At 36.5% G+C, this 15,052-nt stretch carries 12 protein-coding genes and 1 CRISPR repeat array; of the genes, 10 read left to right on the top strand and 2 right to left on the bottom strand.

Annotation, left to right across the window (positions count from 1 at the left end; all coding sequences use genetic code 11):
• Window positions 1-28: 28 nt before the first annotated feature.
• From IGL56_RS02205 to csn2, 5 genes are all read left to right on the top strand, one after another.
• The gene (locus tag IGL56_RS02205) at window positions 29-262 is read left to right on the top strand and encodes a hypothetical protein (RefSeq protein WP_002355504.1); all 234 of its coding nucleotides are present in this window, start codon (window positions 29-31) and stop codon (window positions 260-262) included.
• A gap of 472 nt (window positions 263-734) precedes the next feature.
• Complete coding sequence (gene cas9, locus IGL56_RS02210; RefSeq protein ID WP_002364836.1) at window positions 735-4,748, top strand: type II CRISPR RNA-guided endonuclease Cas9; 4,014 nt, start codon at window positions 735-737, stop codon at window positions 4,746-4,748.
• A complete protein-coding gene (gene cas1 / locus IGL56_RS02215) occupies window positions 4,749-5,615 on the top strand; it encodes a type II CRISPR-associated endonuclease Cas1 (RefSeq protein WP_002364834.1) in 867 nt (288 codons plus the stop codon). It begins immediately after the preceding gene.
• Entirely contained in the window at window positions 5,612-5,941 is a 330-nt protein-coding gene (gene cas2, locus IGL56_RS02220; RefSeq protein WP_002364833.1) for a CRISPR-associated endonuclease Cas2, read from the top strand. The genes cas1 and cas2 overlap by 4 nt, the downstream gene beginning before the upstream one ends.
• Window positions 5,942-6,601 (top strand): type II-A CRISPR-associated protein Csn2, encoded by a 660-nt coding sequence (csn2, locus tag IGL56_RS02225; RefSeq protein WP_002364832.1) that lies wholly within the window; start codon window positions 5,942-5,944, stop codon window positions 6,599-6,601. It begins immediately after the preceding gene.
• A gap of 92 nt (window positions 6,602-6,693) precedes the next feature.
• Window positions 6,694-7,125: direct repeats of the CRISPR family, unit length 36 nt; unit sequence GTTTTAGAGTCATGTTGTTTAGAATGGTACCAAAAC.
• 447 nt (window positions 7,126-7,572) lie between these two features.
• Here the strand turns inward: csn2 and IGL56_RS02230 are convergent.
• Window positions 7,573-8,586: an acyltransferase family protein gene (locus IGL56_RS02230; protein ID WP_002381241.1), complete on the bottom strand. Its 1,014-nt coding sequence runs from the start codon at window positions 8,584-8,586 to the stop codon at window positions 7,573-7,575.
• Between the two features lie 235 nt (window positions 8,587-8,821).
• On the opposite strand from IGL56_RS02230, the gene IGL56_RS02235 reads away from it, so the two are divergent.
• The 5 genes from IGL56_RS02235 to IGL56_RS02255 all read left to right on the top strand — a co-directional run bounded on the left by IGL56_RS02235 (window position 8,822) and on the right by IGL56_RS02255 (window position 14,009).
• On the top strand, window positions 8,822-9,775 hold the full coding sequence (locus IGL56_RS02235; protein ID WP_002367993.1) for an ABC transporter ATP-binding protein: 954 nt from the start codon (window positions 8,822-8,824) through the stop codon (window positions 9,773-9,775).
• The gene (locus IGL56_RS02240) at window positions 9,776-11,293 is read left to right on the top strand and encodes an ABC transporter permease/substrate-binding protein (RefSeq protein WP_002355507.1); all 1,518 of its coding nucleotides are present in this window, start codon (window positions 9,776-9,778) and stop codon (window positions 11,291-11,293) included.
• Between the two features lie 141 nt (window positions 11,294-11,434).
• Window positions 11,435-11,890: an arginine repressor gene (argR, locus tag IGL56_RS02245; RefSeq protein WP_002355509.1), complete on the top strand. Its 456-nt coding sequence runs from the start codon at window positions 11,435-11,437 to the stop codon at window positions 11,888-11,890.
• A gap of 33 nt (window positions 11,891-11,923) precedes the next feature.
• Window positions 11,924-13,444 carry a phosphoglucomutase gene (locus IGL56_RS02250; protein ID WP_002386142.1) on the top strand — a complete coding sequence of 507 codons (1,521 nt, stop codon included), beginning with the start codon at window positions 11,924-11,926 and terminating at the stop codon, window positions 13,442-13,444.
• Window positions 13,445-13,454: 10 nt separating this feature from the next.
• Window positions 13,455-14,009 (top strand): GNAT family N-acetyltransferase, encoded by a 555-nt coding sequence (locus IGL56_RS02255; protein ID WP_429861295.1) that lies wholly within the window; start codon window positions 13,455-13,457, stop codon window positions 14,007-14,009.
• Between the two features lie 121 nt (window positions 14,010-14,130).
• Here the strand turns inward: IGL56_RS02255 and IGL56_RS02260 are convergent, their stop codons facing one another.
• Window positions 14,131-14,994, bottom strand: a complete 864-nt coding sequence (locus tag IGL56_RS02260; RefSeq protein ID WP_002381243.1) for an RluA family pseudouridine synthase — start codon at window positions 14,992-14,994, stop codon at window positions 14,131-14,133.
• Between the last annotated feature and the right edge of the window lie 58 nt (window positions 14,995-15,052).

Consider the following 15,052-nt stretch of genomic DNA (forward strand, 5'->3'; position numbering starts at 1 on the left):
CACGATACGATAAATAGGAGAAAAGGCAATGAGTGAAACACTTATTGTTAACTATTTAATCAAAGGACGTGTGAAGATGAACGTAGAAGAATTAGTTCAAAAAGCAAAAGATTTAATTGGAGAAGGCAACGTGGAACATGCGCAACAATTCATTGAAGAACATAAAGATGAATTAGGCGAACACTATCATAAAATTACAGCGATGTTAGCTGATACAACGACCGATGGTTTGTTTGATAAAATTAAAGGATTGTTTCAATAGTCGTAATTAAAAAGGCAAAACACAGTTAACCACGCACTGTGTTTTGCCTTTTTTGCCATGTAAAGTTTGACAACATCAACAAATAGTAAAAGATATTACCATACAATAAATATAGATTCGTTATTTTAAGGAAAGTAAAGAAATTAAGGTAAGAGATTCTTAAATAGATAATGTTATTTTTGTTATGTATATAATTCTATTAGTTTACAAAAACTATAAATACCCCTTTTTTTAAGAAAATAAGAATGGTAAACTTTAAGTAGCGGTATTCAGTTTGATTAATTTGAAAGCGATTACTTTCTGGTTGTAAACAAAAAAAGCGCCGAAACAGCGCCACTTTACAGTTGATTACGGTTAAAACCTTATTTTAACTTGCTATGTTGTTTAGAATAGTCCCAAAAGAACTTAACTAAATTATAGCATAGAATAAAAATCATTCAAGTAGTAATTTAAAAAAAGGAGTGGAAATAAAATGAAGAAAGACTACGTTATTGGTCTGGATATAGGGACTAATTCTGTCGGCTGGGCAGTTATGACAGAAGACTATCAGTTGGTGAAGAAAAAAATGCCTATTTATGGAAACACTGAAAAAAAGAAAATCAAGAAAAATTTTTGGGGTGTGCGTTTATTTGAAGAAGGGCATACAGCCGAAGATCGCCGATTAAAAAGAACAGCACGACGAAGAATTAGTCGTCGACGGAATCGTTTACGCTACTTACAAGCTTTTTTTGAAGAAGCGATGACAGATTTGGATGAAAACTTTTTTGCTCGTTTACAAGAGAGTTTTTTAGTGCCTGAAGATAAGAAGTGGCACAGACATCCGATTTTTGCTAAGTTGGAAGATGAAGTAGCTTACCATGAAACGTATCCGACAATCTACCATTTACGCAAAAAATTAGCAGATTCATCTGAGCAAGCAGATTTACGACTAATTTATTTGGCGTTGGCACATATTGTCAAATATCGTGGACATTTTTTAATTGAAGGAAAATTAAGTACAGAAAATATTTCTGTTAAAGAACAATTTCAACAATTTATGATCATTTATAACCAAACCTTTGTGAATGGAGAGAGTCGCTTAGTTAGTGCGCCATTACCTGAATCTGTCTTGATTGAGGAAGAGTTGACTGAAAAAGCTTCTCGGACTAAAAAATCTGAAAAAGTCTTACAACAATTTCCTCAAGAAAAAGCTAATGGCTTATTTGGTCAGTTCTTAAAGCTAATGGTAGGGAATAAAGCTGACTTTAAAAAAGTTTTTGGTTTGGAAGAAGAAGCCAAAATAACCTACGCTAGTGAAAGCTATGAAGAAGATTTAGAAGGCATTTTAGCAAAGGTTGGGGATGAATATAGTGACGTGTTTTTAGCTGCTAAAAATGTGTACGATGCAGTTGAATTATCAACGATTTTAGCAGATTCGGATAAAAAAAGTCACGCGAAATTATCTTCTAGCATGATTGTCCGTTTTACAGAACACCAAGAAGATTTAAAAAAATTCAAACGATTTATTCGTGAAAATTGTCCAGACGAATATGATAATCTCTTTAAAAATGAACAGAAAGACGGCTATGCAGGCTACATTGCACACGCAGGTAAGGTTTCACAGCTTAAATTTTACCAGTATGTTAAGAAAATCATTCAAGATATTGCTGGAGCAGAATATTTTTTAGAAAAAATTGCTCAAGAAAACTTTTTAAGAAAGCAACGGACCTTTGATAATGGGGTGATTCCTCATCAAATTCATTTGGCTGAGTTACAAGCAATCATTCATCGTCAAGCGGCCTATTATCCATTTTTAAAAGAAAATCAAGAAAAAATTGAACAACTGGTTACATTTCGAATTCCTTATTATGTCGGACCATTATCAAAAGGAGATGCAAGTACCTTCGCTTGGTTAAAACGTCAAAGTGAGGAACCAATTCGTCCTTGGAACCTTCAAGAAACCGTTGATTTGGACCAATCAGCGACAGCCTTTATTGAACGAATGACCAATTTTGATACGTATTTACCTTCTGAAAAAGTTTTACCGAAACATAGTTTGTTATATGAAAAGTTTATGGTATTTAATGAATTGACCAAGATTTCTTATACGGATGATCGAGGAATCAAAGCCAATTTTTCAGGTAAGGAAAAAGAAAAAATCTTTGATTATCTGTTTAAGACGCGTCGAAAAGTTAAGAAAAAGGATATAATTCAATTCTATCGAAACGAATATAATACGGAGATTGTCACGCTTAGTGGACTTGAAGAAGACCAATTTAATGCTAGTTTTAGCACGTATCAGGATTTACTGAAATGTGGTTTGACAAGAGCAGAATTAGACCACCCAGATAATGCCGAAAAATTGGAAGATATCATAAAAATTTTAACTATTTTTGAAGATCGGCAACGAATTCGGACGCAACTTTCCACATTCAAAGGGCAGTTCTCAGCAGAAGTACTAAAAAAATTAGAACGCAAGCACTACACTGGCTGGGGAAGATTGTCGAAGAAATTAATCAATGGTATCTACGATAAAGAATCGGGTAAAACAATTTTGGGCTATTTAATTAAAGATGACGGGGTCTCAAAACACTATAATCGCAATTTTATGCAACTGATTAATGATTCACAATTATCTTTTAAAAATGCTATTCAAAAAGCACAGTCCAGTGAACATGAAGAAACATTAAGTGAAACTGTCAATGAATTAGCTGGTAGTCCAGCAATAAAAAAAGGAATTTATCAAAGTTTAAAAATTGTCGATGAACTAGTCGCGATTATGGGTTATGCGCCCAAGCGGATTGTTGTCGAAATGGCACGTGAAAATCAAACGACTAGCACTGGCAAGAGAAGATCCATCCAACGCTTGAAAATAGTTGAAAAAGCAATGGCCGAAATCGGCAGCAATTTATTAAAAGAACAACCAACGACTAATGAACAGTTACGAGATACCCGTCTTTTCCTTTACTATATGCAAAATGGTAAAGATATGTACACGGGAGATGAATTATCGCTTCATCGTTTATCTCACTATGATATTGATCATATTATCCCACAAAGCTTTATGAAAGACGATTCATTGGATAACCTAGTTTTAGTGGGCTCTACTGAAAATCGAGGGAAATCCGATGATGTACCTAGCAAGGAAGTTGTTAAGGATATGAAAGCTTATTGGGAGAAATTATATGCTGCTGGCTTAATTAGTCAACGGAAATTCCAACGTCTGACCAAGGGGGAGCAAGGTGGCTTGACTCTCGAAGACAAAGCGCATTTTATCCAACGACAATTAGTAGAAACTCGTCAAATTACCAAAAATGTTGCAGGGATCTTAGATCAACGCTACAATGCTAATTCAAAAGAGAAAAAAGTCCAAATCATCACCTTGAAAGCTAGTTTAACGAGCCAATTTCGTTCGATTTTTGGCTTGTATAAAGTTCGTGAAGTGAATGATTATCACCATGGACAAGATGCTTATTTAAACTGTGTGGTCGCAACCACGTTATTAAAAGTTTATCCTAATTTAGCACCAGAATTTGTTTACGGAGAATATCCTAAGTTCCAGACCTTTAAAGAAAATAAAGCCACGGCGAAGGCTATAATTTATACAAATTTGCTGCGCTTTTTCACGGAAGATGAACCACGGTTCACGAAGGATGGCGAAATTCTTTGGAGTAACAGTTATTTAAAAACTATCAAAAAAGAATTAAATTACCATCAAATGAATATTGTCAAAAAAGTAGAAGTGCAAAAAGGCGGTTTTTCAAAAGAGTCGATTAAACCCAAAGGACCATCGAATAAATTGATTCCTGTCAAAAATGGTTTGGATCCCCAAAAATATGGCGGTTTTGATAGTCCTATAGTTGCTTATACAGTGCTATTCACGCATGAAAAAGGTAAAAAACCTCTTATTAAACAGGAGATACTGGGCATTACGATTATGGAAAAAACAAGGTTTGAACAAAATCCTATTCTTTTTTTAGAGGAGAAAGGCTTCCTACGGCCTCGTGTATTAATGAAATTGCCTAAGTATACACTGTATGAATTTCCAGAGGGACGCCGGCGCTTATTAGCCAGCGCTAAAGAAGCACAAAAAGGGAACCAGATGGTTTTACCTGAACATTTACTTACATTACTGTACCATGCGAAACAATGTTTGTTACCAAATCAATCAGAAAGTTTGGCTTATGTAGAACAACATCAACCAGAATTTCAAGAGATTTTAGAGAGAGTGGTTGACTTTGCTGAAGTGCATACATTAGCCAAGTCAAAAGTCCAGCAAATTGTGAAACTTTTTGAAGCAAATCAAACAGCAGATGTGAAAGAGATTGCGGCATCCTTTATCCAACTTATGCAGTTTAATGCGATGGGCGCACCAAGTACGTTTAAATTTTTCCAAAAAGACATTGAGCGAGCACGCTACACGTCAATCAAAGAAATTTTTGATGCCACTATCATTTACCAATCGACTACGGGACTGTATGAAACACGCAGAAAGGTTGTCGACTAGATGGGCTGGCGAACGGTAGTGGTTAACAAGCATTCAAAATTATCCTATAAAAACAATCATCTTGTTTTTAAAGCAATTGATCACCAAGAATTAATTCATTTGTCTGAGATTGATGTTTTGTTGTTGGAAACAACGGACATTTCGTTAACCACGATGCTATTAAAACGATTAATTGATGAAAAAATATTAGTGTTATTTTGCGATGATAAGCGTTTGCCAATTGGTAAAATTTTGCCCTTTTATGGACGGCATGATAGTAGCTTGCAATTGACACGCCAGTTGGCTTGGACGGAAGAACGAAAAGGTCAAGTTTGGACAGCGATCATTGCACAAAAAATCACCAATCAGAGTTTACACTTAGCGCAACGAGACTATGGTCAAAAGGCTGCTGCTTTGTTAGCTATGCGCGCTGAATTACGTCTGTTTGATCCAGCCAATCGAGAAGGTCATGCAGCTCGAAGTTATTTTAATACTCTCTTCGGCAATGATTTTACACGTGAACAAGAAAATGACATTAATGCTGGTTTAAATTATGGTTATACGTTGTTATTAAGTATTTTTGCTCGAGAGTTAGTCCAGACAGGTTGTTTTACACAACTAGGACTAAAACATGCCAACCAATTTAATGACTTTAACTTAGCAAGTGATCTTATGGAGCCTTTTCGTCCATTGGTAGATCAAATCATTTATGAGAATAGAAAAGAAGCATTTCCGATAATGAAACGTAAGTTATTTGCTTTGTTTATGAATACGTATATGTACAAGAAAAAACAAATGTTTTTAACCAATATTGCTACCGATTATACAAAACATGTAGTAAAAGTTCTGAATCAAGAGGAGGAAGGAGTTCCAGAGTTTGGGATATGAGTTATCGATATATGCGTCTATTATTAATGTTTGATATGCCAACGGACACAGCCAGTGACCGGAAAGCGTATCGGAAGTTCCGGAAATTTTTGATTAATGAAGGATTTATTATGCATCAATTTTCGGTTTACAGCAAAATTTTGTTGAATGATACTGCTAATAAAGCAATGTTGGCTCGCTTAAAGCAGAATAATCCGCAAAGAGGACTAATTACACTATTAAATGTAACAGAAAAACAATTTTCTCGAATGATTTATTTGCATGGAGAACAAGACAATCGAGTTGCTAATTCAGATGAACGGATTGTCTTTTTAGGAGAAGAATAGATGAGAGTTAATTTTTCTTTATTGGAAGAACCCATTGAAATTGAAAAAGCCACCTTTTTAACGATTAAAGACGTTCAAACCTTTGCCCATCTAGTGAAGTTAATTTATCAATATGATGGGGAAAATGAGTTAAAACTATTTGATGCGCAACAAAAAGGGCTGAAACCAACGGAATTATTTGTTGTTACGGATATTTTAGGCTATGACGTTAATTCGGCTGCCACGCTGAAATTAATCTATGGGGATTTAGAAGCACAATTAAATGATAAACCAGAAGTCAAATCAATGATTGAGAAGTTAACTGGAACAATTAGTCAATTAATTGGCTATGAATTGTTGGAACATGAAATGGATTTGGAAGAAGATGGCATCACTGTGCAGGAACTTTTCAAAGCTCTTGGAATCAAAATCGAAACAACGAGTGATACGATTTTTGAAAAAGTTATGGAAATTACACAAGTACATCGTTATTTATCAAAGAAAAAATTATTGATTTTTATTAATGCGTGTACGTATTTGACAGAGGATGAAGTGCAACAAGTGGTAGAATATATCTCTTTAAATAATGTGGATGTCCTGTTTTTAGAACAAAGGGTGGTCCAGAACAGATTCCAATATATTTTGGACGAAAACTTTTATTTGAGTTATGAAAAAGCTTAAATTGTTACTGATTAGTGGTTCATTCTAAACTGAAATCTAGCTATGGATAAGTGATGCGAGTACGGAACTTTGGAAAAAAATAATTCTCCGAGGTTTTAGAGTCATGTTGTTTAGAATGGTACCAAAACTGACAACATTGTAATTGAGAACGCACGTATGTTTTAGAGTCATGTTGTTTAGAATGGTACCAAAACAACTATTGTCCGTTTTGCGGGAAAGAAGTTGTTTTAGAGTCATGTTGTTTAGAATGGTACCAAAACATCCCTCTGTACATATCAGAATATGGATCCGTTTTAGAGTCATGTTGTTTAGAATGGTACCAAAACTGGCTTGTTGTTACGTGTATTACAGACGGGGTTTTAGAGTCATGTTGTTTAGAATGGTACCAAAACGCACACACACGCTACTCACAGGCATTATAGGTTTTAGAGTCATGTTGTTTAGAATGGTACCAAAACTCATAGCAGACCAACCTGCTCCATCGCTTGGTTTTAGAGTCATGTTGTTTAGAATGGTACCAAAACCAATGTAAATGCTCATTATGATTTACATATGTTTTAGAGTCATGTTGTTTAGTTTTCGCAGATACGATTTGATTGATGTAAAAATATCGTTAATATGTATAAATATGGTTATTATATAAAAAATATAAGTAATAAATTGAAGCTTTGCTAAAGCAAGTGATGCGATTACGAAATTATTTAATTTTAGAGTCACGTTATTTATTACTTTACGAATAGAGAATACGATTATCTATAAATCAAGAATTAATCCCCAATTTATTGAAAATGACACTCCCTGTTTTATTAATATTTCATGCTTTTGTTGTACTATTTGATGATACAAAAAAGTAAAACTGAGGCCCCAATTAAAGTCAAGTTAACCACATTGAAAGATAGAACTTTCAATGTGGTTAAAGATGCTTAATGAGATTCATGAAACATAGAAAGCGGATTAATTTCCTATGCTCTTTATTTGTATATTTTCTTGGGAATCATTATTGATTGTGGATTAAAAAGATAATCCGCTCCCCGTTTCACCACAGGCATATTCGTAATAGCTAAAATGAAGAGGGCTAAGAAGAAAAGTGCCAGGATTCGGAAAGTAAACCATTCTTTAAAGAGTGTGTCTAATTGCAAACCACTTTCCAACAGAATAATTAAGGGCATATGCAAGAGATAAGGGTAGAGGGTATCTTTTCCGAGGGCGCTTAAAGGTAACTTTCGTTTCGGCAATAATGCAAACCAAGAAAGAGACACCAATGCTGCAGCAACGTAAAAGAACAGCTGAATGAAACTACTGTATTCAAAGGCCGGACTAATTTCAGCGTAGGAAGCCCAACCAGTTAAGAAGCCCCAAAATTTCGTTGCCAATGACCATTGACTATTTACAAATAAAAAGGAGCTTAAAATTACGCCTATCGCTGCCCATTTGACTTTGCGATGATCTAAAAAGGTTTGTAGCTTTTGAATATCCATTAAGTAGCCACAATAAAAGAAAGGGAAGAAGCCCAGAGTCCGTCCTAAAGACAAGAAACCTTCCACAGGTAAATAGCCTGAGGCGCAGCCGATAACAATGATGATTGGCAACATGATTTTCGGCTGAACGCGCTGAAGAAAGATGGTAATTAAGTAGAAACTTGCTAAGGAAAGTAAGTACCAAGGAACGCCTGTTTCGTTCAGTAAATCAAAATTCATTTTATTTGCAAAGGCGAAATTAGCAAGCGTAATCAACAACTTCGCTAAGAGATAAAGCCAAACAAAGGAAAGTAAGCGTAGATATTTTCGTTGTTTAATTGCATGTTTACTAAAGAGTCCAGAGACAAAAATAAAGGCTGGCATATGGAATGAATAGATCCAAAAGTTGATCGTTTCCATGAGTCGTGAAGGAGAAGCTTCACGATCTAAAATATGCCCAAAAATCACTAAGAAAATTAAAAAAAGTTTCACGTTGTCCCATTTATAAATTCGCTTGTCGTTTTCCATAACGATCACTCCTTTTAGTAGAAAACAGTTCACTTTTGTTTAAGGCAGAAGAGGACAATTTTTCCATTCATTGAGTAGATAATTGTAGATACGAACCGGCAGCCGTTAAATGAGCCCCACATACTTGCGCTTAAAACAAAAAATTAGGCAGGATGTTAGTCTTAAATTATACTGAAAGAGTGACGATCCTCCAAAGATTTTGTTTATTAAGAAGTGAAAGATGCGGTGAAAATAAATGATAAAATTTCAAAATGTTTCAAAAGTATATCAAGAAAATGCTGTTTTGTCCGATGTGAATTTAACAATCCAACAAGGCGAATTTTTTGTATTAGTAGGGCCGAGTGGTAGTGGAAAAACGACGACTTTGAAAATGATTAATCGGCTCATTGAGCCAACGACAGGTGAAGTGGCTCTCAATGAACAAGCGGTAACCAATTATCCTTTACGTGAATTACGACTAAAAATTGGCTATGTTCTTCAGCAAATTGCCTTATTTCCTAACTTAACCGTGGCGGAAAATATTGAGTTGATTCCTGAAATGAAAAAATGGCCCAAAGAGCAACGCAGAGAGCGAACCATTGAACTATTGAAAAAAGTTCAGCTGAATCCTGAGGAATATCTGCATCGTAAGCCAGCAGCGCTTTCAGGAGGCGAGCAACAACGTATTGGAATTTTACGCGCCATTGCAGCTGAACCAGAAGTGATTTTAATGGATGAACCTTTTAGCGCGCTAGATCCGATTTCAAGACATCATCTTCAACGTTTGGTGAAAGAACTTCATCAGGAATTAGCGAGTACCATTGTTTTTGTGACCCATGATATGAATGAAGCTTTACTGTTAGGAGAGCGCATCTGTATTATGGACGCTGGCAAAATTATTCAAGTCGATACGCCAGAAGCCATTCAAAAACATCCGAAAAATAATTTTGTCGGTCAATTTTTCAAACAATCTTCGCCAGAACTAGCGAACTATTGTGGCGCTGACTTGACTGCATTTTTAGAAGCCGCAGATGAGACGATTGAGCCAGTGCCAACTGTTTTCATGGAAACCAATTTAAAAGAGATTGTCCAACTCATTAATGCACAAGAGAAAGCAAATTTAGTAGAAAAACAACAAGTTTTAGGGTGTATCACCTCAAAAACGATTACTCGTTTTATGGAACAGCTGTTGGAAAGCGAGGGACAGTAGATGCAAGCACTGATTGAAACTTTTTTCGCTCGAAAAGAAGAATATCTGCAAGCGTTAATCGAGCATATGCAATTGTCCTTTATCTCGTTATTATTCGCTGCGTTGATTGCAATTCCTTTAGCCATTTATTTAACAAGTCATCGTAAGTTAGCGGAAAGTCTGTTACAAGTGACTGGGATTTTCCAAACCATCCCTTCTTTAGCCTTGCTAGGCTTACTGATTCCGTTAATTGGTATTGGTCGACCACCGGCAATTGTTGCGCTAGTGATTTATGCCTTATTCCCAATTTTACAAAACACCTATACTGGTTTGACGGAAATTGATCCTTCGTTAGAAGAAGCTGCAGAAGCATTTGGGATGAGTAAAAAAGAAAAACTGTTTAAGTTTGAGTTGCAAATGGCGTTACCATTTATTATTTCTGGGATTCGAACGGCTACCGTTTTAATTATTGGTACGGCCACGTTGGCGGCGTTAATTGGAGCAGGTGGTTTAGGGACCTTCATTTTATTAGGAATTGATCGAAATAATTTATCGTTGATTTTTATTGGAGCCCTTTCATCGGCTGCACTAGCAGTCTTATTTAATTATGGAATTCATTGGTTGGAAAAAGCGAATGGGCGGCGACTAATCATTGGCGGTACTATTTTAGGCCTTTTGTTAGGTGGTTCATTTTTCTGGAATCAACAAACTTCTTCAAAGGAAAAGCAGCTGACAATTGCTGGCAAATTAGGAGCGGAACCAGATATTATTATTAATATGTATAAAGCCTTAATTGAAGAAAATAGCGACATTCAGGTGACGTTAAAGCCAAACTTTGGCAAGACTACTTTTTTATATAATGCCTTGAAATCAGATGAAATCGATCTTTATCCGGAATTTACAGGAACAGTGATCGAAACCTTTTTAAAAAATCCTCCTCAGCTAGACAATCAACCTCAAGTAGTCTATGAAGCGGCACGCGCTGGCTTGAAAAAACAAGAAAACCTTACTTTGTTGAAACCGATGCGCTATGAAAATACGTATGCCGTCGCAGTTAAGCGCTCATTTGCAAAAGCGCATCAATTAAAAACGATTAGTGATTTACAGAAAATTAGCAATCAGTTGAAAGCAGGTTTTACGTTAGAATTTATTGATCGGCAAGATGGTTATAAGGGATTACAAGAAAAATATCATTTAAATCTGAATGTCCAATCGATGGAACCGGCGTTACGCTATCAAGCGATTAATAATGGTGAGGTAAATGTGATTGATGCCTATTCAACGGATAGTGAATTGAGACAATACGATTTAGTAACGTTAGAAGATGATCAAGCGCTATTTCCGCCTTATCAAGGAGCACCACTTATTAAAACAGCAACGTTGGAAAAATATCCAGAATTAGCAGAAATATTGAATAAATTGGCAGGAAAAATTAGCGAAGAAGAAATGAGTGAAATGAATTATCAAGTCAATGTGGAAGGGCAAGATCCTAGCATAGTGGCGAAAGACTATTTAAAAGAAAAGAATCTTCTTAAATAAGTATTTTTTACTGAAAAAGACTGGTATATAAACATTTATCCAGTCTTTTTCAGATAAATAAAGAGTTTAATGTGAAAAGTACCTGTATTTTTACTCATTTTTGGATATAATAAAAGAAATGAATGGAGAGGAGTGGTCTATATGAAAAAAGCAGAACGTCAACGTTTGATTAAACAATTAATTATGCAACAAGAAATTGAAACACAAGATGAATTAATCACTCGTTTGGAAGAACTTGGCGTCCGAGCCACTCAAGCGACTGTTTCAAGAGATATCCGTGAAATGAGTATTGTTAAAACACATGGTGCAGATGGTCGTGTCAAATATGCAATTTTTTCTCAAGCACAAGGCACAAGCAGTGAAGAGAAATTACGAGAATCAGTAAAAGATTCAGTTGTTCGAATGGAGCGAGTACAATTTATTGTCATCTTGCATACAGAGATGGGAAATGCCGATGTGGTGAGTAACTTTTTAGATGAAGTAGCTTATCCAGAAGTGGCTGGTACAGTGGCTGGTGCGGATACAATTATTGTGATTACACGTTCAGAAGAGGATGCGGAACACTTTATCGAACGCATCGAAAATATGATTTTTTAAAATTGAAAGCATCAATAGAAGGGAGTTTTTTTCTTGGTAGAATTGAAAGCGCTACAAAATGGTTCGGATATTCGGGGAATTGCTTTGGATACGGAAGAGCAAACTGCAACATTAACCGCAACAGCAGTAGCCGAGATTGCGGTGGGCGTGGTTCGTTGGTTACAGGATAAAAAACAGCTGCCACGAAAGGCACAACAGCGCCTGACAATTGCAATCGGACATGATAGTCGTCTAACGGCGGAGCCGATTAAGCAAGCATTAGTAGATACGTTTCTTTCATTAGGTATTCAGGTGATTGACGTTGGTTTAGCTACGACGCCTGCTATGTTTATGGCTACTCAATTTCCAACGCTTCAATGTGATGCAGCGATTATGATCACAGCTAGCCATTTGCCTTACTACTTTAATGGCTTGAAGTTCTTCACAGCAGAAGGTGGAGCAGAGAAAGAAGATATTCGGTATATTTTATCTCATACTGATCCGCTGACAGCCAATGAAAATGGCACACTGATGAAGCAAGAGTTACTGCCAATTTATGCGGAGCATTTGGTGGCAAAAATTCGCCAAGGAATTCATTCGCCAGAAGAGAAACCTTTACAGGGCTTTAGAATTATCGTTGATGCGGGTAATGGGGCTGGGGGCTTCTTTGCGGAGCAGGTTCTTCAAGTTTTGGGCGCTGATACGACGGGATCACAGTTTTTAGAACCAGATGGGCATTTTCCTAATCATGTACCTAATCCAGATAATTCTGAAGCAATGAAAAGTATTCAAACAGCTGTTTTAGCTAATCAGGCAGATTTGGGCATTATTTTTGATACAGATGTAGATCGTTCGGCCGTAGTGGACCAATCAGGTGAGGTACTAAACCGAAATAATTTAATTGCTGTTTTAGCGGCAATTGTTTTAAAAGAAGCGCCTGGTAGTTATATTGTGACAAATTCGCCAACCTCAAGTCATTTAAAAACATTTATTGAAGAAAAAGGCGGCCAACAGATTCGTTATATTTCTGGTTACCGAAATGTCATTAATAAAATGATTGAATTGAATCATGGGGGCTTTCAGACGCCGTTAGCCATTGAAACCAGTGGTCATGCAGCGTTTCAAGAAAACTACAATCTGGATGATGGTGCATATGTCGTGGCAAAAATTTTAATGTTGTTACCAGAATTGAAACAAAACAATCAAACGTTAGGTGATCTGATTGCTACATTGAAGCAACCGGCAGAAACCAACGAATTTCGCTTCAAAATTACTGCGGAGGATGTGACTTGTTATGGGCAACAAGTCTTGCGAGACTTTGAATTGTTTGTAGAAAATCAAGCAGACTTTGCTGTGGACCGTGAAAACCAAGAAGGTGTTCGGGGAAACGTGTCTGGTCAATATGGCAGTGGGTGGTTTTTGCTACGCTTAAGTCTGCATGAACCGTTGCTTGTTCTTCAGGTAGAGAATGACCAAAGCGATAAAAATGCGTGTGTCATCGAAAAAATTGCCACTTTTTTACAAAAATACGAGGAAATAGATAGTCAGCAAATAGAAAATAATTTAGGAAATTAAAGGTGTTCTTATGGAAAATGTCTTAAAAGGAAAACACATTGGCTTTTCTCATTTTAGAGAAGAATATATCGAACATATTGCAAAACAGCAATGGGATAATGAATTGCTTCGGCATTTGAGCTGGGATGCTTTACATCCGTGGGGGCTTGAAGAATGGAAAGATTTCACAATTAATAAAGGAGAAGATGATCGATTTCTATTTGCTATTTTAGAAAATACGACAGAGGAATTTATTGGTTGGGTTTCGTTGTCTGATGTACAGTTGAAAAATAGAGGGGCCAATTTAGGGATTGCTATTTTACAAAAAGAGCAACGTGGTCAAGGATATGGCTTTGAGGCGGTGTCTTTAATTTGTAAATTTGCTTTTTATGAATTGGGCTTGCACAAAATCAGATTAGCTGTCAATAGTAACAATCAAAAAGCGATTCATGTTTATGAAAAAGTAGGCTTCAAAAAAGAAGGAATTGATAGAGAAGCGTTATTTCAAGATGGCCAATGGCTGGGTATCTACAATTACGGAATTTTACAAAAAGAGTGGCTACAAATGATTAAGTCTGAGAGCTAGCTCAGAAATTGTTTAACACCAAGAAACTGAGCAAATGCAGATATGCTGTTTTCGACAGTGAATGCACAGTGAAATAAAAAACAGAAGAAATCGGCGGTTGCCGTCCGATTTCTTCTGTTTTTTACCATAGGCCAGGTGCTGCAGTCACAACGATTTGTTTTTTTGTAAACGGATGGAGTAAATGAAGTTGTGAAGCATGGAGCATTAAACGAGCTGCCTGCGATTTTGGGTTGTATAACGGATCACCAATAATTGGATGCCCTTCGCTAGCTAAATGGACCCGAATTTGGTGCGTCCGACCTGTTTCTAAAACACAGGTAACTGCGGTTTGATTGTTAGAAAGAGTTTGGACCACTTGGACATGTGTAATCGCTGAATCCCCTTTTTGAGGATCAATCCGTCGTTTCCGGCGATCATGTCGATCACGGCCGATCGGCTGATTGATTGTCTGCTCTTTTTGGTTAAAGTGACCAGCCACAATCGCTTGATATTGGCGGTAAATTTGTTTTGTTTCTAATAAGCGCCCTAAAATAGGTAAGACAAAAGGATTTTTAGCAAAGACAATCGCACCACTGGTTTCTTTATCTAATCGATGAACGACATAAGGGACCTGATTTTTCTCAGCTAAATAGGCAGCAACATGATTTAACAAGGTGTCTGTTTCCTGTGGCTGATTTGGATGGGTTTTAATGCCATAAGGTTTATTTACAATCATTAAATGTTCGTCTTCATATAAAACCTTCACATGCGTTGCTTCCCCCAAATGAATAGTGGGACGTACATAATCGGTTTCTTCAAACGTTAAGGTGACACAATCGCCAGCTTGGACTGGAAAATGAAAAGCAGCTGTTTCTCCGTTGATTTTGACATTTTTTCGCGTGCGTAAAAAATGGCGCACTTTTCGAGGGACTAGCCACTCATTTTCTAATAGTTCTTTTACAGTCATTGTTGAAAAATTTTCAGGTAATCTCATTGAATATTCCACCAAATCCCACCTTTCACTGATTCGCTATTTAGTGTAACAAAGCTACTCAAAAGATCAA

The sequence above is a fragment of the Enterococcus sp. DIV1316a genome, from assembly GCF_050536915.1.
Lineage (GTDB): Bacteria > Bacillota > Bacilli > Lactobacillales > Enterococcaceae > Enterococcus > Enterococcus faecalis.

Coding starts and splice junctions, on each gene's coding strand:
- IGL56_RS02205 (WP_002355504.1), top strand. CDS start 29: ATGAGTGAAACACTTATTGTTAACTATTTAATCAAAGGACGTGTGAAG.
- cas9 (WP_002364836.1), top strand. CDS start 735: ATGAAGAAAGACTACGTTATTGGTCTGGATATAGGGACTAATTCTGTC.
- cas1 (WP_002364834.1), top strand. CDS start 4,749: ATGGGCTGGCGAACGGTAGTGGTTAACAAGCATTCAAAATTATCCTAT.
- cas2 (WP_002364833.1), top strand. CDS start 5,612: ATGAGTTATCGATATATGCGTCTATTATTAATGTTTGATATGCCAACG.
- csn2 (WP_002364832.1), top strand. CDS start 5,942: ATGAGAGTTAATTTTTCTTTATTGGAAGAACCCATTGAAATTGAAAAA.
- IGL56_RS02230 (WP_002381241.1), bottom strand. CDS start 8,586: ATGGAAAACGACAAGCGAATTTATAAATGGGACAACGTGAAACTTTTT.
- IGL56_RS02235 (WP_002367993.1), top strand. CDS start 8,822: ATGATAAAATTTCAAAATGTTTCAAAAGTATATCAAGAAAATGCTGTT.
- IGL56_RS02240 (WP_002355507.1), top strand. CDS start 9,776: ATGCAAGCACTGATTGAAACTTTTTTCGCTCGAAAAGAAGAATATCTG.
- argR (WP_002355509.1), top strand. CDS start 11,435: ATGAAAAAAGCAGAACGTCAACGTTTGATTAAACAATTAATTATGCAA.
- IGL56_RS02255 (WP_429861295.1), top strand. CDS start 13,455: ATGGAAAATGTCTTAAAAGGAAAACACATTGGCTTTTCTCATTTTAGA.